The following is a 25009-nucleotide window of genomic DNA, read 5'->3' as shown; positions in this document are numbered from 1 at the left end:
TAAAAGAAGAGTAAAAAAGCAAGGGTAGTTTCTTTTTTGAGAATTGTCTAAAAGTTTGATATAATGGTAGTTATGAATAGAATAAGAGTTAGCAAAAGGGTTGAAAAGAAGCTTGCTAAGGGGCTAGTTTTACTAGAAGCCAGTGATCTTGAGAATGTCAATCTTAAGGATCAGGAAGTAGAAGTGCAGGGTCAAGAAGGAACCTTTCTTGGGACTGCCTACCTTTCTCAGCAAAACAAGGGATTGGGTTGGTTTATCAGTAAAGACAAGATCACCTTCAATCAAGCTTTCTTTGAAATGCTGTTTAGACAAGCCAAAGAAAAGAGAAGTGCCTACTATCAAGATGAATTGACAACTGCCTTTCGTCTCTTCAACCAAGAGGGAGATGGCTTTGGCGGTCTGACAGTGGACCTTTATGGCGACTATGCTGTCTTTTCTTGGTATAACTCTTATGTTTATCAGATTCGCAAGGTTATATCAGAAGCTTTTAGACAGGTTTTTCCTGAGGTCTTAGGGACCTATGAGAAGATCCGCTTTAAGGGTTTGGACTATGAATCTGCCCATGTTTATGGTCAAGAAGCACCTGAATTTTTCACTGTTTTGGAAAATGGTGCCCTCTATCAAGTCTTTATGAATGATGGCTTGATGACAGGGATTTTCCTAGACCAGCATGAAGTTCGCGGTAGTTTAGTGGATGGCTTAGCTATGAGTAAATCCTTGCTCAATATGTTTTCTTATACAGCAGCTTTTTCAGTAGCTGCAGCCATGGGAGGAGCTAGCCAGACAACTTCGGTTGACCTAGCTAAACGTTCACGAGAATTGTCTCAAGCGCATTTTCAGGCAAATGGAATCAGCACAGACGACCATCGTTTTATAGTCATGGATGTCTTTGAATATTTCAAATATGCCAAACGAAAAGGCTTGACCTACGATGTGATTGTCCTAGATCCGCCTAGCTTTGCTCGGAACAAAAAACAAACGTTCTCTGTGGCCAAGGATTATCACAAGTTGATTTCCCAGAGTCTTGAGATTTTAAATCCGGGCGGTATTATTATTGCCAGTACCAATGCTGCCAATGTTTCCCGTCAGAAATTTACAGAACAAATTGATAAAGGCTTTGCAGGAATAAGTTACCAGATTTTAAATAAATACGGTCTTCCAGCAGATTTCGCCTATAATAAAAAAGATGAAAGTAGTAATTACCTCAAGGTGATTAGTATGAAGGTTAGTAAATGAAATTGATCGTTTCAGTAATGCCAAGAAGTTTAGAGGAGGCCCAGGCTCTGGATGCCACGAGGTACCTGGATGCCGACATCATTGAATGGCGTGCCGACTATCTGCCTAAAGAAGCGATTTTGCAGGTGGCTCCAGCTATTTTTGAAAAATTCGCAGGTCGTGAGTTGGTTTTCACGCTACGAACTCGCTCTGAAGGGGGAGAAATTGACCTTTCTTCAGAAGAATATATCCATTTAATCAAGGAAGTGGTGCAACTCTATCAACCAGACTATATTGATTTTGAGTACTATAGCTACAAGGATGTTTTTGAGGAAATGCTGGACTTCCCAAATCTCGTTTTGAGTTACCACAATTTCCAAGAAACACCTGAAAATATGATGGAAATCTTGTCAGAGTTGACGAGCCTAAATCCAAAACTTGTCAAGGTTGCGGTGATGGCTCATACGGAGCAGGATGTGCTAGACTTGATGAACTATACACGGGGCTTTAAAACCCTCAATCCTGAGCAGGAATATGTAACTATTTCTATGGGTAAGGTGGGCAAGGTTTCTCGTATCACTGCGGATGTGACTGGTTCGAGTTGGTCTTTTGCCAGTCTGGATGAGGCTAGTGCCCCTGGTCAGATTTCTCTAGCTAGCATGAAAAAAATCAGGGAGATTTTGGATGAAGCTTGATGGCTATACACGTTTAGCTGCAGTTGTTGCCAATCCTATTAAACATTCTATTTCTCCCTTCATCCACAATAGGGCCTTTGAGGCGACAGCTACCAATGGTGTTTATGTTGCTTGGGAGATTGAAGCGAGTGATTTGGCAGAAACAGTAGCCAATATTTGTCGCTACCAGATGTTTGGCATCAATCTGTCCATGCCCTATAAGGAGCAGGTGATTCCTTATTTGGACGGGCTGAGCGATGAGGCGCGCTTGATTGGTGCGGTCAATACGGTTGTCAATGAGAATGGGAATTTGATTGGATATAATACAGATGGCAAGGGATTCTTTAAGAGTTTGCCTTCTTTTACAATTACAGGTAAGAAGATGACCCTGCTGGGTGCAGGTGGTGCGGCCAAGTCCATTATAGCGCAAGCCATTTTGGATGGTGTCAGTCAGATTTCGGTCTTTGTTCGTTCCGTTTCTATGGAAAAAACAAGACCTCACCTAGACAAGTTACAGGAGCAGACAGGCTTTAAAGTGGACTTGTATGCTTTAGAAGATGTTTCGGAACTGCAAGCAAGGATTGCCGATTCGGGCTTACTGGTCAATGCGACTAGTGTGGGCATGGATGGTCAATCATCCCCAGTTCCAGAAAACATCAATCTGACAGAGACTCTCTTGGTCGCAGATATCATTTACCAACCCTTTGAAACGCCATTTTTGAAATGGGCTAGAAGTCAGGGCAATCCAGCAGTCAATGGTCTGGGAATGTTGCTCTATCAAGCTGCAGAAGCTTTTCAACTGTGGACAGGCAAGGAAATGCCGACAGAAGAGATTTGGCAGTCTTTAACAGAAAAATACCAATAAAGAAAGGGAGACTCTCCTATGAAAATCAGAATCGATATTCCTCATCATCCTTATGATATTCAGATTGAAAAAGGTTGTCTGGCTCAGGCTGGTCAATGGTTGCGAGAACTATGGCAACCACAAAAAGTGCTCATCGTAACAGACAACCATGTAGCTTCTCTTTATGCTGAGAAGGTCAAACTCAGCCTAGAAGATGCTGGTTTTCAGGTAGCTGTTTTTGACTTTTTAGAAGGGGAAGAAAGAAAGAATTTAACTACTGTTCAGAAAGTATATGAATTTCTAGTTAAGCAGGGGTTGACTCGTAGCGATGGAATCGTGGCTCTCGGCGGTGGTGTCGTTGGGGACCTGGCTGGTTTTGTAGCCTCTACCTATATGCGGGGTATTCACTTTGTTCAGATTCCGACCAGTTTAACTGCCCAGGTGGATTCGTCTATCGGTGGAAAGACAGGCGTTAACACTCCATTTGCTAAGAATATGGTGGGTACCTTTGCCCAACCAGATGGGGTTCTGATTGACCCGCTTGTCCTTGAAACGCTTGGAAAAAGAGAGTTGATTGAAGGGATGGGGGAGGTCATCAAGTATGGCTTGATTGAGGATCCAGAACTGTGGGCTCTTTTGACGGAGCTGGATGGTTCTGTTGAGAGCATTCTGGAACATGCAGAGACCTTGATTGAACATTCTTGTCAGGTCAAGCGCAAGATGGTAGTTGAGGATGAGTTGGACAATGGTGTTCGCCTTTACCTCAATTTTGGCCACACCATTGGTCATGCCATTGAAGCGACGGCTGGGTATGGGAAAGTCATGCATGGTGAAGCTGTTGCCATGGGAATGGTGCAGATTTCCAAGGTGGCTGAGGAAAAAGGCCTTATGCCAGAAGGAATAACTCAGTCCATTACAGCTATGTGTCAGAAATTTGGCTTGCCTGTTGACTATGAAAACTGGGATGTTGACAAGCTTTATCAGGCTTTGACTCATGACAAGAAAGCGCGTGGCAACATCTTGAAATTGGTCTTGGTGCCAGAGCTTGGTTCAGCGACCATTCACCCAGTTTCTCTGGAAGAGATGAAAGACTACTTGGTAAAATAAGGAGAGTGTATGAGATATTTAACTGCAGGAGAATCACACGGCCCCCGTCTGACAGCTATCATTGAGGGAATTCCAGCTGGGCTTCCTTTGACAGCTGAGGATATCAATGGCGACCTTAAACGCCGTCAGGGTGGCTACGGCCGCGGTGGTCGTATGAAAATTGAGAGCGACCAAGTTATCTTTACTTCGGGCGTTCGCCACGGGAAGACGACAGGGGCGCCTATTACCATGGATGTCGTCAATAAGGACCACCAGAAATGGCTGGACATCATGTCTGCAGAGGACATTGAAGACCGCCTTAAAAGCAAACGAAAAATCACCCATCCTCGTCCAGGTCACGCTGACTTGGTTGGGGGCATCAAGTACCGTTTTGATGATTTAAGAAATTCTTTGGAGCGTTCATCAGCTCGTGAAACCACCATGCGGGTAGCAGTGGGGGCAGTGGCCAAACGCCTCTTGGCTGAGCTGGGTATGGAGATTGCTAATCATGTCGTGGTTTTTGGTGGCAAGGAAATCGATGTTCCTGAGAATCTCACAGTTGCTGAGATTAAGAAACGAGCTGCCCAGTCTGACGTTTCTATTGTCAACCAAGAACGGGAACAGGAAATCAAGGATTACATTGACCAAATCAAACGTGACGGTGATACCATCGGTGGGGTTGTGGAGACAGTCGTTGGAGGTGTTCCAGTTGGTCTTGGTTCCTATGTCCAATGGGACAGAAAATTGGATGCAAGATTGGCCCAAGCAATTGTTTCTATCAATGCTTTTAAAGGGGTGGAATTTGGTCTTGGATTTGAAGCTGGTTATCGTAAAGGCAGCCAAGTCATGGATGAAATTCTCTGGTCTAAAGAAGACGGTTATACCCGCCGTACCAATAATCTAGGTGGCTTTGAAGGTGGTATGACTAATGGGCAACCCATCGTTGTTCGCGGCGTGATGAAGCCCATCCCTACTCTCTACAAACCACTTATGAGTGTGGATATCGAAACCCATGAACCCTACAAGGCAACAGTCGAAAGAAGTGATCCGACCGCTCTTCCAGCAGCAGGAGTGGTTATGGAAGCCGTTGTGGCAACGGTTCTGGCACAAGAAATCCTTGAAAAATTCTCATCAGACAATCTAGAGGAATTAAAAGAAGCGGTAGCCCAACACCGAGATTATACAAAGAACTATTAAGGAGTTCCTATGGCAAAAACAATCTATATCGCAGGTCTTGGTTTGATTGGAGCCTCTATGGCACTTGGTATCAAACGCGATCATCCAGATTATGAAATTTTAGGGTATAATCGCAGTCAAGCTTCGAGAGATATTGCCTTGAAAGAAGGCATGATTGACCGAGCAACGGATGATTTTGCCAGTTTTGCTCCTCTGGCTGATGTCATCATTTTGACCTTGCCAATCAAGCAGACCATTGCTTTTATACAGGAGTTGGCAGGTTTGAACTTGAAAGAAGGGGTCATTATTTCAGATGCTGGTTCGACCAAGTCAGCCATTGTGGATGCGGCGGAGCAGTATTTGGCTGGCAAGTCTGTTCGCTTTGTCGGGGCCCATCCCATGGCTGGTAGTCACAAGACAGGGGCAGCTTCTGCGGATGTCAATCTTTTTGAAAACGCCTATTATATCTTCACACCTTCGAGGCTGACAAGTCAGGACACGCTTAAGGAAATGAAGGATCTGCTTTCAGGTCTTCATGCTCGTTTTATCGAGATTGATGCCCAGGAGCATGATTGTGTGACTTCTCAGATTAGCCATTTCCCTCATATTCTGGCTTCTAGTCTCATGGAGCAGACTGCGGTCTATGCTCAAGAACATGAGATGGTAAGGCGCTTTGCGGCCGGTGGTTTTCGAGATATGACCCGAATTGCGGAAAGCGAGCCGGGTATGTGGACCTCTATTCTCTTGTCCAATCGTGAGACTATTCTAGACCGAATTGAGGATTTTAAGGAACGTTTGGAAGCGATTGGTCAGGCCATTAGTAAGGGGGATGAAGAGCAAATTTGGAATTTTTTTAACCAAGCGCGTGAACAACGCCAGACCATGGAAATCCATAAGCGTGGTGGTGTGGATAGCTCTTACGACCTCTATGTTGACGTTCCTGATGAAGAAGATGTCATCCTGCGGATTTTGGAACTGCTACGTGGAACTTCCTTGGTTAACATCCACATCAACGAGGAAAATCGTGAAGATATTCACGGAATCCTACAAATTTCATTTAAAAATGCTCAAGACTTGGAAAGAGCCGAGCATCTCATAACAGAAAATACCGACCACACAGTCGTCATCAAATAAGGAGAAAAATATGCCTAAAATAGAGCTTAAATTCATATTTGGTGTTATCTTTATTTCTTTTATCTTACTTAGAGCTTACGCTGTTAAAAAAGATGTGAAAACTACTTCAGAAGCCAGTGTTGAGACAAAAAATGAACCATCCAACAAGGAAATAAGTTAAGAGAAAACCAATTCAAAGTATGTAGACGATAGAATTATTAATGAGTTTATCAATAGCTATAATCAAAATTCTAATAGCCCATTAGAAAATATCAAAAAAGGAAATATAAAAATAAAATATAAAAGTAAATATTTCGCATCAAGCTACGGATACTACTTGGAGCTTTTACATGCAAATGATACTGATAAAATCAATGTAACAATAAATCAGACAAATGAAAATAGTGAATCTGGTGTTGCAGGAATGAAAGAAGTATTTCATGATATTGTTAAATCGATTGAATCATCCTTATCTGATGATGAGATAGAGAACTATTTTGATAATCTTATGTCAAATGAAATAAAAACAGGTTCTAATTTAGGAACTTTGAAGATAGAGTATATACCAGATAAGGAATTAAGCAATGGACATTCAAGAGGTCATATAAAAGTGATTGCACAATAATAAAGACCACAGAGTGACTAGTAATTTAAAAAGAAATGAATAAGGAGAAAATCATGTCAAATATTTACGATAGTGCAAACGAACTCAGTCGCGGTTTACGCGAATTACCAGAATACAAGGCTGTTAAAGCAGCTAAAGATGCGATTGCAGCAGATGCTGAGGCAAGTAAAATCTTTACAGAATATGTTGCCTTCCAAGAAGAAATTCAAAGACTAGCCCAGACAGGGCAAATGCCAGACGCATCCTTCCAAGCGAAAATGGAAGGCTTTGGTAAACAGATTCAAGGGAACAGCCTCTTGTCAGAATTCTTTACTAAGCAACAACAATTGGCCATTTACCTTTCTGACATTGAAAAAATTGTTTTCGAACCAGTTTCAGAATTGCTAAAATAAGAAAAGAACTATCCTAAAGTCAGAATTTTTAAGGAATTTCTGGCTTTTTATGATAAAATAGGTAAAAGTATTGCAAGTATGAGGTCCAGTATGAAACTAAAAACAAACATTCGCCACTTACATGGCAGTATCCGCGTTCCAGGTGACAAGTCTATCAGCCACCGTTCCATTATCTTTGGAAGTTTGGCTGAGGGTGAGACCAAGGTTTATGATATTCTGCGAGGTGAAGACGTTCTTTCGACCATGCAGGTTTTTCGTGACCTTGGTGTTGAAATTGAGGACAAAGATGGGGTTATTACCATTCAAGGTGTGGGTATGGAAGGCTTAAAAGCTCCGCAAAATGCCCTTGATATGGGAAATTCTGGTACCTCGATTCGCCTGATTTCAGGTGTCCTTGCAGGTGCAGATTTTGAAGTAGAAATGTTTGGAGACGACAGTCTTTCCAAACGTCCTATGGATCGTGTGACGATTCCTCTGAAAAAAATGGGCGTTAGCATTTCGGGACAAACTGAGCGAGACCTGCCTCCTCTTCACTTAAAAGGGACGAAAACCCTAAGACCTATTCAGTATGAGTTGCCAATTGCCTCTGCCCAAGTCAAGTCAGCCTTGATCTTTGCGGCCTTGCAGGCTCAGGGGGAGTCAGTGATTATCGAAAAAGAGTGCACCCGTAATCATACTGAAGATATGTTGCAACAATTTGGTGGCCATTTAAGTGTGGAGGGCAAGAAAATCACAGTCCAAGGGCCACAAAAATTGACAGGACAGAAGGTGGTCGTACCAGGAGATATTTCCAGTGCAGCCTTTTGGTTAGTCGCAGGTTTGATTGTTCCAAACTCTCGTCTAGTGCTGCAGAATGTGGGTATCAACGAAACGCGCACCGGTATTATTGATGTCATTCGCGCCATGGGTGGAAAATTGGAAATGACTGAAATTGACCCAGTCGCTAAATCTGCTACCTTGACTGTTGAGTCTTCAGACTTGAAAGGAACAGAGATTGGCGGTGCCTTGATTCCACGTTTGATTGATGAATTGCCCATTATCGCTCTACTTGCGACCCAAGCCCAAGGTGTAACAGTTATCAAGGATGCTGAGGAACTTAAGGTCAAGGAAACAGACCGCATTCAGGTGGTGGCAGACGCCCTGAATAGTATGGGAGCAGATATCACACCTACAGCAGATGGAATGATTATCAAAGGAAAATCCGCTCTTTACGGTGCTAGAGTCAATACGTTTGGAGACCACCGAATTGGCATGATGACAGCCATCGCAGCTCTCTTGGTTGCAGATGGAGAAGTGGAACTTGATCGGGCAGAAGCCATCAATACCAGCTATCCTAGCTTCTTTGATGATTTGGAGAACTTGACTCATGGCTAAGGTGTTACTAGGCTTTATGGGTGCTGGCAAATCGACTATTGCAAGAGGTTTAGACCCAGACTACCTTGATATGGATGCTCTGATAGAGAAGCGTTTAGGTATGTCCATTGCGGAATTTTTCGCGGAAAAGGGCGAAGCGGCCTTTCGTCAGGTAGAGTCAGAAGTCCTAGCTAATTTACTACAAACAGACCAAGTCGTGTCAACTGGAGGAGGAGTGGTTATTTCTCAGAGAAATCGTGACTTACTCAAGACTAATACAGATAACATCTACCTGAAAGCAGATTTTGAAACCCTCTACCAACGTATCGCAGCTGATAAGGATAATCAGCGCCCGCTTTTTCTAAATAATAGCAAGGAAGAACTTGCAGCTATTTTCCAAGAAAGACAGGTTTGGTATGAGGAAGTGGCTAGTCGGATTTTGGATGTGACCAAGCTAAGTCCGGAGGAAATTATAGAGGAACTAAGATGAAAATTGCTTATCTAGGTCCCAAGGGATCATTTTCACACCATGTTGTGCAGACAGCTTTTCCTAATGAGGAATTGCAGGCTTTTGCCAACATTACAGATGTCATCAAGGCTTATGAGCAAGGATTAGTGGACTATTCTGTGGTGCCAGTTGAAAACTCTATTGAGGGTAGTGTTCATGAAACCTTGGACTATCTTTTTCATCAGGCTCACATCCAAGCAGTAGCAGAAATCGTTCAGCCTATTCATCAGCAGTTGATGGTGGTTCCAGGCCATACTAAGATTGAAAAGATTTTTTCACATCCACAGGCCTTGGCTCAAGGAAAGAAATTCATCGATGAACAATATCCAGAGGCTCAAATCGAGGTAACAGCTAGTACAGCTTATGCGGCCCGTTTTATTTCCGAACATCCAGACCAGCCCTTTGCAGCAGTTGCACCTAGAAGTTCTGCTGAAGAATATGGATTGGAACTGATTGCCGAGGATATTCAGGAAATGGAAGCCAATTTCACACGTTTCTGGGTTCTAGGAGCTGAAAAGCCTTCTATTCCCTTGCAAGCACAAACTGAAAAGATGAGTTTGGCCTTGACATTACCTGACAACCTTCCAGGTGCACTTTATAAGGCCCTGTCGACCTTTGCTTGGCGAGGAATTGACTTGACAAAAATTGAAAGTCGTCCACTCAAGACAGCACTGGGTGAATACTTTTTCATTATCGATGTGGATTATACCGATAAGGACTTGGTCCACTTTGCCCAAAAAGAATTAGAAGCGATTGGAATCCAGTATAAAATTCTGGGTGCCTATCCTATTTATCCAATATCAGACCATGGAAAGGAGAGAAGATGAGTAAAGAAAATCCCTTAAGTCATCATGAGCAGTTGCGTTATGATTATTTGCTAAAAAATATTCATTATCTCAATGAGAGAGAAAAAAATGAGTTTGCCTATTTGCAAGAAAAGCTAACTCTTGCTAGGGGAAATAGTAGCTCTAGCTTGGAACAAGAAAGAGAAGAGCAGGTTGACTTACCAAGCTATGCGAACCGGAGTCGCTCACAATCCAAATCACAAGCACTCTCTTTCCCTCCAAAAAAGAAAAGACGGAAGCTCCGTCTTAAACGAATTTTTATGGTGATTTTTTCACTTTTGGTCTGTGTGGCTTTGGCCATGGTATTCATGTTTTTGCGTGGTTACCAAGATGCTAGCGCAAAGAAAACTGCTGATGCTAAGGCAGCACAGGTTCAAGTCTTTAATGGTCAGGACACTAGAGATGGAGTTAATATTTTGATCATGGGGACAGACGGTCGAATCGGTCAAAATAGTGTTGAGACACGAACTGACTCTATTATGGTATTAAATGTCGGGGGCTCAGATAAGAAAATGAAGCTAGTCAGTTTCATGCGTGATAATTTGGTCTATATAGATGGTTATAGTCAAGTGATTAATGGTAGAAAACAGACAGATAACAAGTTAAACGTAGCCTACGAGTTAGGAGAACAAGAGGGGCAAAAAGGGGCAGAAATGGTTCGCCAAGTCTTGAAAGATAATTTTGACTTGGACATTAAGTACTACGCCTTGGTTGATTTCCAGGCCTTTGCCACAGCGATTGACACGCTTTTCCCTGATGGGGTGACGATTGATGCTCAATTTTCAACATTGAATGGGCGTCCCCTAACAGAAGCTACAGTCGGAGATGATTTATATGCTACCGAGACTGAGTCTCCAACCCAAACCATTAAAGTCGGAAAACAGCAGATGAATGGCTCGACCCTGCTCAATTATGCTCGTTTCCGTGATGATGATGAGGCGGATTACGGCCGTACAAAAAGACAGCAACAAGTTTTAACAGCAATTTTAGAGCAAATTAAAGATCCCACTAAACTTTTCACTGGTTCTGAAGCTCTTGGAAAGGTTTTTGCTATGACCTCAACCAACGTACCCTATACTTTCCTCCTAACAAACGGTTTATCTGTTTTGGATGGAGCAAAAAATGGTATTGAAAAATTGACGATTCCAGAACTGGGTGACTGGGTAGATGCCTATGATGTTTATGGAGGCTTGGGCTTGCTGGTTGATCAAAACAAATATCAAACCAAGCTCGCTCAAATGGGCTTGAGATAAGATAATACTCAATGAAAATTAAAGTGCAAACTAGGAAGCTAGCCGCAGGCTGCTAAAAACACAGTTTTGAGGTTGTAGATAAGACTGACGAAGTCAGTTACCTATACCTACGGCAAGGTGAAGCTGACGTGGTTTGAAGAGATTTTCGAAGAGTATAAGACAGAAAAATCAAAGTTTGATAGCTATTTGGATAGCAGTCAGGCTTTGATTTTTTACAGTCTGCAATAGATTTTCACCCCTTGTTTGTGGTATAATGAAACGATACGATAGAAAGAATAATGAACAATATGACTGATTTAAAAGCAATTCAGGCTCGTAGTCTGGAGATGGCTGAATATTTTGTGGCCTTTTGTAAAGAACATGATTTGCTCTGTTATCTCTGTGGCGGAGGCGCTATTGGTACCCTTCGAAACAAGGGATTTATTCCTTGGGACGACGACCTAGACTTTTTTATGCCTCGTAAAGATTATGAGAAATTAGCAGAATTATGGCCTCGTTATGCAGATGAACGTTATTTCTTGTCAAAGAGTTACAAGGATTTTGTTGATCGTAATCTTTTTATTACCATTCGTGACAAGGAAACCACCTGTATCAAGCCTTATCAGCAGGATTTGGATTTGCCACATGGTCTGGCCTTGGATGTTTTGCCTTTGGATTATTATCCGAAAGATCCAGCTGAGCGGAAAAAACAGGTTCGTTGGGCCTTGATTTATTCACTCTTTTGTGCGCAAACTATTCCAGAAAAGCATGGTGCTCTCATGAAATGGGGAAGTCGCATTTTACTGGGTTTGACTCCAAAATCTCTCCGTTATCGCATCTGGAAAAAAGCTGAGAAAGAAATGACTAAGTATGATTTGGCTGATTGTGATGGCATTACAGAATTATGCTCAGGTCCTGGCTACATGAGAAACAAGTACCCAATCACATCTTTTGAAGACAATCTTTTCTTGCCATTTGAAGGAACAGAGATGCCTATTCCAATCGGCTATGATGTCTATCTCAGAACTGCTTTTGGGGATTATATGACGCCTCCACCAGCAGACAAGCAGGTACCGCATCATGATGCTGTCATCGCTGATATGGATAAGTCTTATACAGAATACAAGGGAGAATATGGTGGCTAAGAAAAAAATCTTATTTTTTATGTGGTCTTTTTCTCTTGGAGGTGGTGCAGAGAAGATTCTATCAACCATTGTTTCAAATCTGGATCTAGAAAAGTATGATATTGATATTCTTGAAATGGAGCACTTTGACAAGGGATATGAATCTGTTCCAAAGCATGTACGCATTTTAAAATCCCTTCAAGATTATCGCCAAACCAGATGGTTACGAGCTTTTTTGTGGAGAATGAGAATTTATTTTCCAAGACTGGCTCGTCGTTTGCTTGTAAAAGATGATTATGATGTTGAAGTTTCTTTTACCATTATGAATCCACCACTGTTGTTCTCTAAAAGAAGAGAAGTCAAGAAGATATCTTGGATTCATGGAAGTATTGAAGAACTTCTTAAGGATAGCTCTAAAAGAGAATCACATAGAAGCCAGTTGGATGCTGCGAATACAATTGTAGGGATTTCAAAAAAGACCAGCAATTCTATCAAGGAAGTTTATCCAGATTATGCTTCTAAATTACAGACAATCTACAATGGATATGATTTTCAGACTATTCTAGAAAAATCTCAAGAGAAGATCGATATCGAGATTGCTCCTCAAAGTATCTGTACTATCGGACGGATTGAGGAAAATAAGGGTTCTGACCGTGTAGTGGAAGTGATACGATTATTACACCAAGAGGGAAAAAACTATCATCTCTATTTTATCGGGGCTGGTGATATGGAAGAGGAACTGAAAAAACGAGTCAAAGAGTATGGGATTGAGGACTATGTACATTTCCTTGGTTATCAAAAAAATCCTTATCAGTATTTATCTCAGACGAAAGTTCTCTTGTCTATGTCTAAACAAGAAGGTTTTCCTGGAGTGTATGTGGAGGCCTTGAGTCTGGGACTCCCTTTTATCTCTACGGACGTTGGAGGGGCTGAGGAATTATCCCAAGAAGGACGATTTGGACAAATCATTGAGAGCAATCAAGAGGCAGCTCAGGCGATTACTAATTACATGACTTCTGCCTCAAACTTTGATGTCGATGAGGCTAGCCAATTCATTCAACAATTTACAATTACAAAACAAATCGAACAAGTAGAAAAACTATTAGAGGAGTAGCATGGAAACTGCATTAATTAGTGTGATTGTGCCAGTCTATAATGTGGCGCAGTACCTAGAAAAATCGATAGCTTCCATTCAGAAGCAGACCTATCAAAATCTGGAAATTATTCTTGTTGATGATGGTGCAACAGATGAAAGTGGTCGCTTGTGTGATTCAATCGCTGAACAAGATGACAGGGTGTCAGTGCTTCATAAAAAGAACGAAGGATTGTCGCAAGCACGAAATGATGGGATGAAGCAGGCTCACGGGGATTATCTGATTTTTATTGACTCAGATGATTATATCCATCCAGAAATGATTCAGAGCTTATATGAGCAATTAATTCAAGAAGATGCGGATGTTTCAAGCTGTGGTGTCATGAATGTCTATGCTAATGATGAAAGCCCACAGTCAGCCAATCAGGATGACTATTTTGTCTGTGATTCTCAAACATTTCTAAAGGAATACCTCATAGGTGAAAAAATACCTGGAACGATCTGCAATAAGCTAATCAAGAGAGAGATTGCAACTGCCCTATCCTTTCCAAAGGGATTGATTTACGAAGATGCCTATTATCATTTTGATTTAATCAAGTTGGCCAAGAAGTACGTGGTTAATACCAAACCCTATTATTACTATTTCCATAGAGGGGATAGCATTACGACCAAACCCTATGTAGAGAAGGATTTAGCCTATATTGATATCTACCAAAAGTTTTATAATGAAGTTATGAAAAACTATCCTGATTTGAAAGAGGTTGCTTTTTTCAGATTGGCCTATGCCCACTTCTTTATTCTGGATAAGATGTTGCTAGATGATCAGTATAAACAGTTTGAAGCCTATTCTCAGATTCATCGTTTTTTAAAAGGCCATGCCTTTACTATTGCTAGGAATCCAATTTTCCGTAAGGGGAGAAGAATTAGTGCTTTGGCTCTATTCATAAATATTTCCTTATATCGATTTTTATTACTGAAAAATATTGAAAAATCTAAAAAATTACATTAGAACGGGGGTGAGCAAGTGATTGATGGAAAACGATTATTATTTAGTTTGACCATAGTCAGCTATGCTTTGACACTAGTAAGTGGAATTGTGTATCTGTTTAATAATAACAATGTTAGCTTGCTTTCTACTTTATTGTTCTTACTGGTTAGTAGCTTAATTGCTTGTTGGAATGATATCAAGTATTACTTAATCCATTTTATTTTCTTTTTAACTATTTTTGTCTTTCTGGTATCAAGACCGACCATTGATTACTTTAGGGATGGCGCCCTGGATACCTATCATCCCATAGCCTATCGTTTTGCCTTTGTAGTCGTCATGGTTTCGATTCTGGGCTTGACCACAGGAGGCGTCCTGGCTCGTTACTTCATAGCTAGGAAGAAAATAAAAGTAGCAAATATAGGAAATTCTCTAAAAGAGGTTTATATCAAGCGGTTACGCTTTGTTTCGCTAGGAGTTTTTCTTCTCACCTATCCTTTCTATTTCATTAGATTATTCGAACGGCTCTTGTATCGTTTGCAGACTTCCTACTATGCCTACTATGCAAATTTTGAAAGTAAACTGCCTTATTTTACCTACATTTTGTCTACCTTTACGGTCTACGCAATGTGTATGTATCTGGCAACCAAGCCAAAGAAATGGCAGGCCACAGTAGTGCTTGTCTCCTTTATTGCAGCTAATACCATTCATTTGGCAATTGGGACACGAAATCCCTTTATTTTAAGTATTCTATTTGCTTTTGTTTATTACTTTATGCGGGAGCAAACAGAAAAGGGAAAATGGATTGGGTTTAAAGAAAAGTTAGCGATTTTTGTAGGTTCTCCTATTCTCATGTTAGCGATGGGAGTGCTCAATTATGTACGGGATAATGTTCAAGTTTCCCATACAGGTTTCTGGGATATCCTGCTTGACTTTATCTATAAACAAGGGACTAGTTTTGGAGTTCTGGCTCGAGGTTTTCTATTTAACAGTAGCCTACCTTACAGAGATTTCCGTAATTTTACTTTTGGTCCTGTTCTTGATTATTTTGCAAGGGGAAGTTTGGGGGCCATTTTCGGAGGAAAAGCCTTTGAGCATACAACCAATAGTGTAGAGCTAGCTATTGATAGTAATAGTTATGCCCACAATCTATCCTATCTTGTTTTGAACAAGGAATATTTGAAAGGACATGGTATCGGAAGTAGTTATATCATGGAGTTGTATACAGACTATGGTATGATAGGAGTCTTTCTACTTAGTCTCTTGCTAGGTATGTTATTCATAGCCATGCTGCAAGTAGCCTATCGTTCAAAAACAATCCTATTTGCCTTGTCTTTACTCATCTTGAATAATCTATTCTTTATGCCTAGAAGTAGCTTTTCAGAAAGTTTCTTCAATTTATTTACAATGCAATTCTGGGGAATTGTTCTTGTGATGATATTCGTAGCAAAAATACTTACAAAAGAAAACCAGTATCTACTAAACAAAGGAGAAAAAAATCATGTTTGAACATTATTCAGTAGCTGATTTATTTGCAAATCTATACAAAAAACGAAAAGCAAATATTCTAGCTCTCATCGCTTTATTTGCTCTCATTGCTGTACCATTTACAATTAAAGCAGTTAGGAATAAAAACACTGTCAAAGATACAACAAGTTATTCAACTTATCTTATCTATAAAATCACTCCTCCAGAAGATTCGGCCAAAACGATTTTGAATCATCAAATTGGTGGTTATAGTGATTTTTATGGGAAATTGATTGATGGTAATTTGAATGGAGCTTATCTTTTCAATGATGTAGAACCCAGTGAGTTGAAAAAAATTGCCAGTGAATTAGACACGACCGAAACAACCTTGAAAAATTCAACGAATGACTATTGGTGGAAAAAATTGACCGTCTACTATATGATTGACGATGCAGGGGTTGGTGTGAAAATTTTGACATCAAGTAAAGATGCCAATGACTTGTTAGAGAAAAAAATTGATGGGTTGATTGAGAAATTTAAACATGCCTATGCAAATGTGAAAATTGAAAAACTGGAAACCATCAACTCTAAAGAATTGAATGCAAATGGTGAGACAGCACTTGGATTGAATGTGAAAAACTTGATTCTCCGTTTAGCTGTTATTGGAGTAGTTTGTGTGATTTTGGTTGTGATGGGGAATGTATTGATTTATCTCTTTAATCCAACAATCAATAGAGCAGGTGATTTTTCTCAGTATCAAATTGATTTTGTAACAGAGATTACAACAATTGCTAACCTAGCAGATGTCTTGTCATACAAAAATGCTGGACAAGAATTAACAATCGTTAGCTCAAATAAAGCTATCCTAGATAAATTGAAACAGAGTCAAGAGGCTTTAAAAGGAATGCATTTTGTAGATTTACAGGATGTATCATCTCTTTTGGAAAGAGATACAGTCCTTCTTGTTGAAGAGTACGGAGTGACTCGTTATAAGAAATTTGAACAAAGTCTTCAAATTCTTAGAAACTTAAATCGTTCTATCCTCGGTGTAGCAACCTTTAAACTATAAGCTTTCTGATGTATTAGGTCTTCAAAGTCGAACAAGAAGTTTGATTTTGAAGGCTTTTTCTATCTGTCTGCAGAAATTTTCTCTTGGAGTCTCCTATAGAAAGACCCTAGAGAAAATCTATCCGTATAGAGGAGCCTTCTTTTGATAAAATCGTAAAAATCTAGTATAATAGATAGAACTGAAAGTATGAGGTTACTAGCAATGAAAATGAAACAAATTAGTGATACAACTTTGAAAATCACGATGTCTTTAGAGGATTTGATGGATCGTGGCATGGAGATTGCTGACTTTCTTGTCCCTCAAGAAAAAACAGAAGAGTTTTTTTATGCTATCTTGGATGAGTTAGAGATGCCTGATAGCTTTCTAGATACAGGTATGTTGAGCTTCCGTGTGACTCCAAAACCTGATAAGGTTGATGTCTTTGTAACCAAATCAAAGATTGACCAAAATCTAGATTTTGAAGATTTATCGGATTTACCAGATATGGAAGAATTGGCTCAAATGTCGCCAGATGAGTTTATTAAAACCTTAGAAAAGAGCATCGCAGACAAAACTAAGGATGATATCGAAGCGATTCAATCTTTAGAGCAAGTCGAAGCCAAGGAAGAAGAGCAGGAGCAGGCTGAACAAGAAGCTGAGAGTAAGAAAGAACCTTACATCTACTACATCCTTTCTTTTGCTAAGTTGGCTGACTTGGTGGCTTTTGCTAAGACAGTGACTTTTGAGATGGAAACTTCTGAACTCTACAAGATGAATGAGCGCTATTATTTGACCATTTTAGTGGATATTGAAAATCATCCAAGTCCATATCCAGCTTGGCTGTTGGCCCGTATGCGCGAGTTTGCGGACGATAGTGACATCAGTCGTTCAGTCTTGCAGGAGTATGGCCAAGTCTTGATGAATCACGATGCAGTGACCAATCTGCAAAAGATTGGATAATCACTTCTGGAAAATTATTTCTAGATTTTAGGAAGAGCGAATCATCAGATTCGTTTTTTTCTTTTCTAGACTGAAATAGTGATTTACTATGATAGGAATTTTCACAAAATTCTGTTATAATGGCTATATTAGAAAATTTCGAGGAGATAAAGATGACAGTTAAAATTGCTTTACTAGGATTTGGTACCGTTGCAAGTGGTGTGCCTTTCCTCCTAAAGGAAAATGGAGAAAAAATCAATCAATCAGCACATTCAGAGATTGAAGTTGCTAAGGTATTGGTCAAGGATGAAGATGAAAAGAATCGCTTACTTGCAGCAGGGAATGACTTTAACTTTGTAACCAATGTGGATGATATTTTATCAGATCAAGACATTACAATCGTAGTGGAATTGATGGGGCGTATCGAACCTGCTAAAACCTTTATCACTCGTGCCTTGGAAGCTGGAAAACACGTTGTTACTGCTAACAAGGACCTTTTGGCTGTCCATGGCGCAGAATTGCTAGAAATCGCTCAAGCTAACAAGGTAGCACTTTACTACGAAGCAGCAGTTGCTGGTGGGATTCCAATTCTTCGTACTTTAGCAAATTCCTTGGCTTCTGATAAAATTACGCGCGTGCTTGGAGTAGTCAACGGAACTTCCAACTTCATGGTGACCAAGATGGTGGAAGAAGGCTGGTCTTACGATGATGCTCTTGCGGAAGCACAACGTCTAGGATTTGCAGAAAGCGATCCGACGAATGACGTAGATGGGATTGATGCAGCCTACAAGATGGTTATTTTGAGCCAATTTGCCTTTGGCATGAAGATTGCCTTTGATGATGTAGCCCACAAGGGAATCCGCAATATCACACCAGAAGACGTAGCTGTAGCTCAAGAGCTTGGTTACGTAGTGAAATTGGTTGGTTCTATTGAGGAAACTTCTTCAGGTATTGCTGCAGAAGTGACTCCAACCTTCCTACCTAAAGCGCACCCACTTGCTAGTGTGAATGGCGTAATGAACGCTGTCTTTGTAGAATCTATCGGTATTGGTGAGTCTATGTACTACGGACCAGGTGCGGGTCAAAAACCAACTGCAACAAGTGTTGTAGCTGATATTGTCCGTATCGTTCGTCGTTTGAATGATGGTACTATTGGCAAAGACTTCAACGAATATAGCCGTGACTTGGTCTTGGCAAATCCTGAAGATGTCAAAGCAAACTACTATTTCTCAATCTTGGCTCTAGACTCAAAAGGTCAGGTCTTGAAGTTGGCTGAAATCTTCAATGCTCAAGATATTTCCTTTAAGCAAATCCTTCAAGATGGCAAAGAGGGTGACAAGGCGCGTGTTGTGATCATCACACACAAGATTAATAAAGCCCAGCTTGAAAATGTCTCAGCTGAATTGAAGAAGGTTTCAGAATTTGACCTCTTGAATACCTTCAAGGTGCTAGGAGAATAAGATGAAGATTATTGTACCTGCAACCAGTGCCAATATCGGGCCAGGTTTTGACTCGGTCGGTGTAGCTGTAACCAAGTACCTTCAAATCGAGGTCTGTGAAGAAGGAGATGAGTGGCTGATTGAACACCAGATTGGCAAATGGATTCCACATGACGAGCGTAATCTCTTGCTCAAAATCGCTTTGCAAATTGTACCAGATTTGAAACCTAGACGCTTGAAAATGACCAGTGATGTTCCCTTGGCGCGTGGTTTGGGTTCTTCCAGCTCAGTTATTGTGGCTGGGATTGAACTAGCCAACCAATTGGGGCAACTCGACTTGTCTGATCATGAAAAATTGCAGTTAGCGACCAAGATTGAAGGACACCCTGATAATGTGGCTCCAGCCATTTATGGTAATCTCGTTATTGCAAGTTCTGTTGAAGGGCAAGTCTCTGCTATCGTAGCAGACTTTCCAGAGTGTGATTTTCTAGCTTACATTCCAAACTATGAATTACGTACTCGCGACAGCCGTAGTGTCTTGCCTAAAAAATTGTCTTATAAGGAAGCTGTTGCTGCAAGTTCTATCGCCAATGTAGCGGTTGCTGCCTTGTTGGCAGGAGACATGGTGACCGCTGGGCAAGCAATCGAGGGAGACCTCTTCCATGAGCGCTATCGTCAGGACTTGGTAAGAGAATTTGCGATGATTAAGCAAGTGACCAAAGAAAATGGGGCCTATGCAACCTACCTTTCTGGTGCTGGGCCGACAGTTATGGTTCTGGCTTCTCATGACAAGATGCCAAGGATTAAGGCAGAATTGGAAAAGCAACCTTTCAAAGGAAAACTGCATGACTTGAGAGTTGATACCCAAGGTGTCCGTGTAGAAGCAAAATAAAGAATAGAAGATAGGATGGGGAAACTCTTGACCAGAGGGTTTCATATCCTTTTTGTGAAAAGAAGTTTATACTCAATGAAAATCAAAGAGCAAACTAGGAAGCTAGCCGCAGGCTGCTCAAAACAGTGTTTTGAGGTTGTGGATAGAACTGAAGAAGTCAGCTCAAGACACTGTTTTGAGGTTGTGGATAGAACTGACGAAGTTAGCTCAAAATACTGTTTTGAGGTTGCAGATGTGAGCTGACGTGGTTTGAAGAGATTTTCGAAGAGTATTAGTTAAAAACGTGATAAAGGAGAAATAAAGATGGCAGAAATTTATCTAGCAGGTGGTTGTTTTTGGGGCCTAGAGGAATATTTTTCACGCATTTCTGGAGTGCTAGAAACCAGTGTTGGCTACGCTAATGGTCAAGTCGAAACGACCAATTACCAGTTGATCAAGGAAACAGACCATGCAGAAACGGTCCAAGTGATTTACGATGAGAAGGAAGTGTCACTCAGAGAGATTTTACTTTATTATTTCCGAGTTATCGATCCTCTATCTATCAATCAACAAGGGAATGACCGTGGTCGCCAATATCGAACTGGGATTTATTATCAGGATGAAGCAGATTTGCCAGCTATCTACACAGTGGTACAGGAGCAGGAACGCATGCTGGGTCGAAAGATTGCAGTAGAAGTGGAGCAATTACGCCACTACATTCTGGCTGAAGACTACCACCAAGATTATCTCAGGAAGAATCCTTCAGGTTACTGTCATATCGATGTGACCGATGCTGATAAGCCATTGATTGATGCAGCAAACTATGAAAAGCCTAGTCAAGAGGTGTTGAAGGCCAGTCTATCTGAAGAGTCTTATCGTGTCACACAAGAAGCTGCTACAGAGGCTCCATTTACCAATGCCTATGACCAAACCTTTGAAGAGGGGATTTATGTAGATATTACGACGGGTGAGCCACTCTTTTTTGCCAAGGATAAGTTTGCTTCAGGTTGTGGTTGGCCAAGTTTTAGCCGTCCGATTTCCAAAGAGTTGATTCATTATTACAAGGATCTGAGCCATGGAATGGAGCGAATTGAAGTTCGTTCTCGTTCAGGCAGCGCTCACTTGGGTCATGTTTTCACAGATGGACCGCGGGAGTTAGGCGGCCTCCGTTACTGTATCAATTCTGCTTCTTTACGCTTTGTGGCCAAGGATGAGATGGAAAAAGCAGGATATGGCTATCTATTGCCTTACTTAAACAAATAAAACAGAGAGTGGGGCTTCCCACTTTCTTCATTTCTAGAATATGAATAGAAGGGATTTATGAAACACCTATTATCTTACTTCAAACCCTACATCAAGGAATCAATTTTAGCCCCCTTGTTCAAGCTGTTAGAAGCTGTTTTTGAGCTCTTGGTTCCCATGGTGATTGCTGGGATTGTTGACCAATCTTTACCTCAGGGAGATCAAGGTCATCTCTGGATGCAGATTGGCCTGCTCCTTATCTTTGCAGTAATTGGCGTTTTAGTGGCCTTGATAGCTCAATTTTACTCAGCAAAGGCAGCAGTAGGCTTTGCTAAGGAATTGACAAACGATCTTTATCGTCATATTCTTTCCTTGTCCAAGGACAGCAGAGACCGTCTGACAACTTCTAGTTTGGTCACTCGCTTGACTTCGGATACCTACCAGATTCAGACTGGTATCAATCAATTCCTGCGTCTCTTTTTGCGAGCGCCCATTATCGTTTTTGGTGCCATTTTTATGGCTTATCGAATCTCAGCTGAGTTGACTTTCTGGTTCTTAGTCATGGTTGCCATTTTGACCATTGTCATTGTAGGGTTATCTCGATTGGTCAATCCTCTCTACAGTAGTCTCAGAAAGAAAACGGACCAACTGGTTCAGGAAACGCGCCAGCAATTGCAAGGGATGCGGGTTATTCGTGCTTTTGGTCAAGAAAAACGAGAGTTACAGATTTTTCAAACCCTTAACCAAGTTTATGCTAGATTACAAGAAAAGACAGGTTTCTGGTCTAGTTTATTAACACCTCTGACCTATCTGATTGTCAATGGAACTCTTCTCGTTATTATCTGGCAAGGCTATATTTCAATTCAAGGAGGAGTGCTCAGTCAAGGTGCTCTCATTGCTCTTATCAATTACCTCTTACAGATTTTGGTGGAATTGGTCAAGCTAGCCATGCTGATCAATTCCCTCAACCAGTCCTACATCTCAGCTAAGCGAATCGAGGAAGTTTTTGCTGAGGCTCCAGAAGATATTCATTCAGAATTAGAACAAAAGCAAGCTAGCAGTGATCAGGTTTTACAAGTTCAAGAACTGACCTTTACCTATCCTGATGCGGCCCAGCCTTCTCTGAGAGACATTTCCTTTAATATGAAGCAAGGGCAAATCCTTGGTATCATCGGAGGAACTGGTTCTGGTAAATCAAGCTTGGTGCAAGTCTTACTTGGACTTTATCCAGCAGACAAGGGGAGTATAGACCTTTATCGAAATGGACGTAGTCCTCTTAATTTGGAGCAGTGGCGGTCTTGGATTGCCTATGTGCCCCAAAAAGTCGAACTCTTTAAGGGAACCATTCGTTCTAACTTGACTCTAGGTTTACATCAAGAAGTATCTGACCAGGAACTCTGGCAGGCCTTGGAGATTGCGCAAGCTAAGGATTTTGTTAGTGAAAAGGAAGGGCTCTTGGATGCCACTGTTGAGGCAGGAGGTCGAAATTTCTCAGGTGGACAAAAACAAAGGCTGTCTATTGCTCGCGCAGTCTTGCGCCAAGCTCCATTTCTCATCCTAGATGATGCGACCTCGGCCCTCGACACCATTACCGAGTCTAAGCTCTTGAAAGCTATCCGAGAAAATTTGCTAAATACGAGCTTAATCTTGATCTCTCAACGAACCTCGACTTTACAGATGGCTGACCAGATTCTCCTCTTAGAAAAAGGAGAGCTCCTAGCTATCGGCAAGCACGAGAACTTGATGAAATCTAGTCAAGTTTATCGCGAAATCAATGCATCCCAACATGGAAAGGAGGACTAGCATGAGACGACAAACTGCAAACCAGACGCTCACACGCTTGGCAAAAGATTTAGCAAGCAATCCCTTCCTCCTTTTCCTAGCCTTTCTAGGAACTATTACCCAGGTTGGCTTATCAATCTACCTACCTATCTTGATTGGGCAGGTCATCGACCAAGTCCTAGTGGCTGGTTCTTCACCAGTTTTTTGGCAGATTTTTCTCCAGATGATCTTGGTAGTTATAGGAAATACTCTGGTACAATGGGCCAATCCTCTTCTTTATAATCGCCTAATCTTCTCTTATACCAGAGACTTGCGAGAGCGAATCATCTATAAGCTCCATCGTTTACCGATTGCTTTTGTGGAGCGGCAAGGAAGTGGAGAGATGGTCAGTCGGGTAACCACGGACATCGAACAGTTAGCAGCTGGCTTGACCATGATTTTTAACCAATTTTTCATTGGTGTCTTGATGATTTTGGTTAGCATTCTAGCCATGCTGCAAATTCACCTCCTCATGACTCTCTTAGTCTTGCTGTTGACGCCACTTTCCATGGTGGTTTCACGCTTTATTGCCAAACGCTCCTATCATCTCTTCCAGAAGCAAACAGAGACAAGGGGAATTCAGACTCAGTTGATTGAAGAATCGCTTAGCCAGCAGACTATTATTCAATCTTTTAATGCTCAGGTAGAGTTTATCAAAAGACTGTGTGAGGCTAATGACAACTACGCAGGCTATTCGCAGTCGGCCATCTTTTATTCTTCAACGGTCAATCCTTCGACTCGCTTTGTCAATGCGCTCATTTATGCGATTCTAGCTGGAGTAGGAGCTTATCGTATCATGATGGGGTCAACCTTGACCATTGGGCGTTTAGTGACTTTTTTGAACTATGTCCAACAGTATACCAAGCCCTTTAACGATATTTCTTCAGTGCTAGCTGAGTTGCAAAGTGCTCTGGCTTGCGCAGAGCGCGTCTATGCTGTCTTAGAAAGTCCTGAGGTTGCTGAAACAGGCAAGGAAGTCTTGACCAGTGACCAAGTTAAGGGAGCTATTTCCTTTAAACATGTCTCTTTTGGTTACCATCCTGAAAAGATTTTGATTAAGGATTTATCTATTGATATTCCAGCTGGTAGCAAGGTAGCCATCGTTGGTCCGACAGGTGCAGGAAAATCAACCCTTATCAATCTTCTTATGCGTTTCTATCCTATTAACTCAGGAGATATCTTGCTGGATGGGCAATCCATTTATGATTATACACGAGTATCATTGAGACAGCAGTTTGGCATGGTGCTCCAAGAAACCTGGCTCAAGCAAGGAACCATTCATGACAATATTGCTTTTGGAAATCCTGAAGCCAGTCGGGAGCAGGTGATTGCTGCTGCCAAAGCAGCCAATGCAGATTTTTTCATCCAACAGTTGCCACAGGGATACGATACCAAGTTAGAAAATGCAGGAGAATCTCTCTCTGTCGGTCAGACCCAGCTCTTGACTATAGCGCGAGTCTTTTTGGCTATTCCAAAGATTCTTATCTTAGACGAGGCAACTTCCTCCATCGATACACGGACAGAAGTGCTAGTACAGGATGCCTTTGCAAAACTCATGAAGGGGCGCACAAGCTTTATCATCGCCCACCGTTTGTCAACCATTCAGGATGCGGATTTGATTCTTGTCTTGGTAGATGGCGACATCGTGGAGCATGGCAATCATCAGGATCTCATGGCTAGAAAGGGTAAGTATTACCAAATGCAGCAAGCAGCAGCTTTTAGCTCTGAATAAGCCATTCTCTTTTGAAAGTTTATGGACGAAAAAAGTTGCCTTCGGGTGACTTTTTTGTTACAATAGCTAGAAAAATTGTTCACTGTAATACTCAATGAAAATCAAAGAGCAAACTAGGAAGCTAGCCGCAGGTTACTAAAAGCACTGCTTTAAGGTTGTAGATAAGACTGACGAAGTCAGCTCAA

General features: G+C 41.3%; 25 protein-coding genes. All 25 read left to right on the top strand.

Annotated features, from left to right (window positions below; all coding sequences use genetic code 11):
• The first annotated feature begins 72 nt into the window (after nt 1–72).
• The 25 genes from HT729_RS00920 (at nt 73) to HT729_RS00800 (ending at nt 24824) form a co-directional block, all read left to right on the top strand.
• Nucleotides 73–1236 carry a class I SAM-dependent rRNA methyltransferase gene (locus HT729_RS00920; protein ID WP_172926116.1) on the top strand — a complete coding sequence of 388 codons (1164 nt, stop codon included), beginning with the start codon at nt 73–75 and terminating at the stop codon, nt 1234–1236.
• Nucleotides 1233–1910: a type I 3-dehydroquinate dehydratase gene (aroD, locus tag HT729_RS00915; RefSeq protein ID WP_000767767.1), complete on the top strand. Its 678-nt coding sequence runs from the start codon at nt 1233–1235 to the stop codon at nt 1908–1910. Before HT729_RS00920 ends, aroD begins: the two co-directional genes overlap by 4 nt.
• A complete protein-coding gene (locus tag HT729_RS00910) occupies nt 1900–2754 on the top strand; it encodes a shikimate dehydrogenase (RefSeq protein WP_000762494.1) in 855 nt (284 codons plus the stop codon). The genes aroD and HT729_RS00910 overlap by 11 nt, the downstream gene beginning before the upstream one ends.
• An 18-nt stretch (nt 2755–2772) precedes the next feature.
• On the top strand, nt 2773–3840 hold the full coding sequence (aroB, locus tag HT729_RS00905) for a 3-dehydroquinate synthase (RefSeq protein ID WP_000702126.1): 1068 nt from the start codon (nt 2773–2775) through the stop codon (nt 3838–3840).
• A 9-nt stretch (nt 3841–3849) separates the two neighbouring features.
• Nucleotides 3850–5016: a chorismate synthase gene (aroC, locus tag HT729_RS00900; RefSeq protein WP_001269877.1), complete on the top strand. Its 1167-nt coding sequence runs from the start codon at nt 3850–3852 to the stop codon at nt 5014–5016.
• A gap of 9 nt (nt 5017–5025) precedes the next feature.
• Complete coding sequence (locus tag HT729_RS00895; RefSeq protein ID WP_001140489.1) at nt 5026–6129, top strand: prephenate dehydrogenase; 1104 nt, start codon at nt 5026–5028, stop codon at nt 6127–6129.
• Nucleotides 6130–6139: 10 nt separating this feature from the next.
• Complete coding sequence (locus HT729_RS00890) at nt 6140–6289, top strand: hypothetical protein (RefSeq protein ID WP_001124152.1); 150 nt, start codon at nt 6140–6142, stop codon at nt 6287–6289.
• Nucleotides 6290–6445: 156 nt separating this feature from the next.
• Complete coding sequence (locus HT729_RS00885; RefSeq protein WP_000421417.1) at nt 6446–6733, top strand: hypothetical protein; 288 nt, start codon at nt 6446–6448, stop codon at nt 6731–6733.
• Between the two features lie 53 nt (nt 6734–6786).
• Entirely contained in the window at nt 6787–7125 is a 339-nt protein-coding gene (locus HT729_RS00880; RefSeq protein WP_000065969.1) for a YlbF/YmcA family competence regulator, read from the top strand.
• 90 nt (nt 7126–7215) lie between these two features.
• Entirely contained in the window at nt 7216–8499 is a 1284-nt protein-coding gene (aroA, locus tag HT729_RS00875) for a 3-phosphoshikimate 1-carboxyvinyltransferase (RefSeq protein ID WP_000769893.1), read from the top strand.
• Nucleotides 8492–8968, top strand: a complete 477-nt coding sequence (locus tag HT729_RS00870; protein WP_001151365.1) for a shikimate kinase — start codon at nt 8492–8494, stop codon at nt 8966–8968. Before aroA ends, HT729_RS00870 begins: the two co-directional genes overlap by 8 nt.
• Nucleotides 8965–9813, top strand: coding sequence for a prephenate dehydratase (pheA, locus tag HT729_RS00865; protein ID WP_000686437.1), 849 nt, complete (start codon nt 8965–8967; stop codon nt 9811–9813). Before HT729_RS00870 ends, pheA begins: the two co-directional genes overlap by 4 nt.
• The gene (psr, locus tag HT729_RS00860) at nt 9810–11084 is read left to right on the top strand and encodes a polyisoprenyl-teichoic acid--peptidoglycan teichoic acid transferase Psr (protein ID WP_000032344.1); all 1275 of its coding nucleotides are present in this window, start codon (nt 9810–9812) and stop codon (nt 11082–11084) included. Before pheA ends, psr begins: the two co-directional genes overlap by 4 nt.
• A 278-nt stretch (nt 11085–11362) precedes the next feature.
• Complete coding sequence (locus tag HT729_RS00855; RefSeq protein WP_001062004.1) at nt 11363–12208, top strand: phosphorylcholine transferase LicD; 846 nt, start codon at nt 11363–11365, stop codon at nt 12206–12208.
• Nucleotides 12198–13301 (top strand): glycosyltransferase, encoded by a 1104-nt coding sequence (locus HT729_RS00850; protein ID WP_000225877.1) that lies wholly within the window; start codon nt 12198–12200, stop codon nt 13299–13301. Before HT729_RS00855 ends, HT729_RS00850 begins: the two co-directional genes overlap by 11 nt.
• A gap of 1 nt (nt 13302) precedes the next feature.
• On the top strand, nt 13303–14289 hold the full coding sequence (locus tag HT729_RS00845; protein WP_172931561.1) for a glycosyltransferase family 2 protein: 987 nt from the start codon (nt 13303–13305) through the stop codon (nt 14287–14289).
• Between the two features lie 15 nt (nt 14290–14304).
• Nucleotides 14305–15774 carry an O-antigen polysaccharide polymerase Wzy gene (locus HT729_RS00840; RefSeq protein WP_172931560.1) on the top strand — a complete coding sequence of 490 codons (1470 nt, stop codon included), beginning with the start codon at nt 14305–14307 and terminating at the stop codon, nt 15772–15774.
• The gene (locus HT729_RS00835) at nt 15767–16801 is read left to right on the top strand and encodes a prephenate dehydratase (RefSeq protein ID WP_172931559.1); all 1035 of its coding nucleotides are present in this window, start codon (nt 15767–15769) and stop codon (nt 16799–16801) included. Before HT729_RS00840 ends, HT729_RS00835 begins: the two co-directional genes overlap by 8 nt.
• Nucleotides 16802–17002: 201 nt before the next feature.
• Nucleotides 17003–17740: an adaptor protein MecA gene (gene mecA, locus HT729_RS00830; RefSeq protein ID WP_000782675.1), complete on the top strand. Its 738-nt coding sequence runs from the start codon at nt 17003–17005 to the stop codon at nt 17738–17740.
• A gap of 152 nt (nt 17741–17892) precedes the next feature.
• Nucleotides 17893–19179, top strand: a complete 1287-nt coding sequence (locus HT729_RS00825; protein ID WP_050223267.1) for a homoserine dehydrogenase — start codon at nt 17893–17895, stop codon at nt 19177–19179.
• A gap of 1 nt (nt 19180) precedes the next feature.
• Complete coding sequence (gene thrB, locus HT729_RS00820) at nt 19181–20050, top strand: homoserine kinase (RefSeq protein ID WP_050207664.1); 870 nt, start codon at nt 19181–19183, stop codon at nt 20048–20050.
• 75 nt (nt 20051–20125) lie between these two features.
• A complete protein-coding gene (locus tag HT729_RS11845; protein ID WP_007285050.1) occupies nt 20126–20293 on the top strand; it encodes a hypothetical protein in 168 nt (55 codons plus the stop codon).
• Nucleotides 20294–20353: 60 nt separating this feature from the next.
• Nucleotides 20354–21292, top strand: a complete 939-nt coding sequence (gene msrB, locus HT729_RS00810) for a peptide-methionine (R)-S-oxide reductase MsrB (RefSeq protein WP_000818203.1) — start codon at nt 20354–20356, stop codon at nt 21290–21292.
• Nucleotides 21293–21349: 57 nt separating this feature from the next.
• On the top strand, nt 21350–23074 hold the full coding sequence (locus HT729_RS00805) for an ABC transporter ATP-binding protein (protein ID WP_023936095.1): 1725 nt from the start codon (nt 21350–21352) through the stop codon (nt 23072–23074).
• Nucleotide 23075: 1 nt separating this feature from the next.
• Nucleotides 23076–24824 (top strand): ABC transporter ATP-binding protein, encoded by a 1749-nt coding sequence (locus HT729_RS00800; RefSeq protein WP_172926106.1) that lies wholly within the window; start codon nt 23076–23078, stop codon nt 24822–24824.
• Nucleotides 24825–25009: the final 185 nt, after the last annotated feature.

This window comes from Streptococcus sp. 79 (assembly GCF_013277425.1).
Classification (GTDB): Bacteria; Bacillota; Bacilli; order Lactobacillales; family Streptococcaceae; genus Streptococcus; species Streptococcus pseudopneumoniae.
This window is presented reverse-complemented; position numbering and strand designations above follow the sequence as displayed.

Bases quoted from the DNA above. Each gene is read 5' to 3' on its own strand.
- HT729_RS00920 (WP_172926116.1), top strand. From the start codon at position 73: ATGAATAGAATAAGAGTTAGCAAAAGGGTTGAAAAGAAGCTTGCTAAG.
- aroD (WP_000767767.1), top strand. From the start codon at position 1,233: ATGAAATTGATCGTTTCAGTAATGCCAAGAAGTTTAGAGGAGGCCCAG.
- HT729_RS00910 (WP_000762494.1), top strand. From the start codon at position 1,900: ATGAAGCTTGATGGCTATACACGTTTAGCTGCAGTTGTTGCCAATCCT.
- aroB (WP_000702126.1), top strand. From the start codon at position 2,773: ATGAAAATCAGAATCGATATTCCTCATCATCCTTATGATATTCAGATT.
- aroC (WP_001269877.1), top strand. From the start codon at position 3,850: ATGAGATATTTAACTGCAGGAGAATCACACGGCCCCCGTCTGACAGCT.
- HT729_RS00895 (WP_001140489.1), top strand. From the start codon at position 5,026: ATGGCAAAAACAATCTATATCGCAGGTCTTGGTTTGATTGGAGCCTCT.
- HT729_RS00890 (WP_001124152.1), top strand. From the start codon at position 6,140: ATGCCTAAAATAGAGCTTAAATTCATATTTGGTGTTATCTTTATTTCT.
- HT729_RS00880 (WP_000065969.1), top strand. From the start codon at position 6,787: ATGTCAAATATTTACGATAGTGCAAACGAACTCAGTCGCGGTTTACGC.
- aroA (WP_000769893.1), top strand. From the start codon at position 7,216: ATGAAACTAAAAACAAACATTCGCCACTTACATGGCAGTATCCGCGTT.
- HT729_RS00870 (WP_001151365.1), top strand. From the start codon at position 8,492: ATGGCTAAGGTGTTACTAGGCTTTATGGGTGCTGGCAAATCGACTATT.
- pheA (WP_000686437.1), top strand. From the start codon at position 8,965: ATGAAAATTGCTTATCTAGGTCCCAAGGGATCATTTTCACACCATGTT.
- psr (WP_000032344.1), top strand. From the start codon at position 9,810: ATGAGTAAAGAAAATCCCTTAAGTCATCATGAGCAGTTGCGTTATGAT.
- HT729_RS00855 (WP_001062004.1), top strand. From the start codon at position 11,363: ATGAACAATATGACTGATTTAAAAGCAATTCAGGCTCGTAGTCTGGAG.
- HT729_RS00850 (WP_000225877.1), top strand. From the start codon at position 12,198: ATGGTGGCTAAGAAAAAAATCTTATTTTTTATGTGGTCTTTTTCTCTT.
- HT729_RS00845 (WP_172931561.1), top strand. From the start codon at position 13,303: ATGGAAACTGCATTAATTAGTGTGATTGTGCCAGTCTATAATGTGGCG.
- HT729_RS00835 (WP_172931559.1), top strand. From the start codon at position 15,767: ATGTTTGAACATTATTCAGTAGCTGATTTATTTGCAAATCTATACAAA.
- mecA (WP_000782675.1), top strand. From the start codon at position 17,003: ATGAAAATGAAACAAATTAGTGATACAACTTTGAAAATCACGATGTCT.
- HT729_RS00825 (WP_050223267.1), top strand. From the start codon at position 17,893: ATGACAGTTAAAATTGCTTTACTAGGATTTGGTACCGTTGCAAGTGGT.
- thrB (WP_050207664.1), top strand. From the start codon at position 19,181: ATGAAGATTATTGTACCTGCAACCAGTGCCAATATCGGGCCAGGTTTT.
- HT729_RS11845 (WP_007285050.1), top strand. From the start codon at position 20,126: ATGAAAATCAAAGAGCAAACTAGGAAGCTAGCCGCAGGCTGCTCAAAA.
- msrB (WP_000818203.1), top strand. From the start codon at position 20,354: ATGGCAGAAATTTATCTAGCAGGTGGTTGTTTTTGGGGCCTAGAGGAA.
- HT729_RS00805 (WP_023936095.1), top strand. From the start codon at position 21,350: ATGAAACACCTATTATCTTACTTCAAACCCTACATCAAGGAATCAATT.
- HT729_RS00800 (WP_172926106.1), top strand. From the start codon at position 23,076: ATGAGACGACAAACTGCAAACCAGACGCTCACACGCTTGGCAAAAGAT.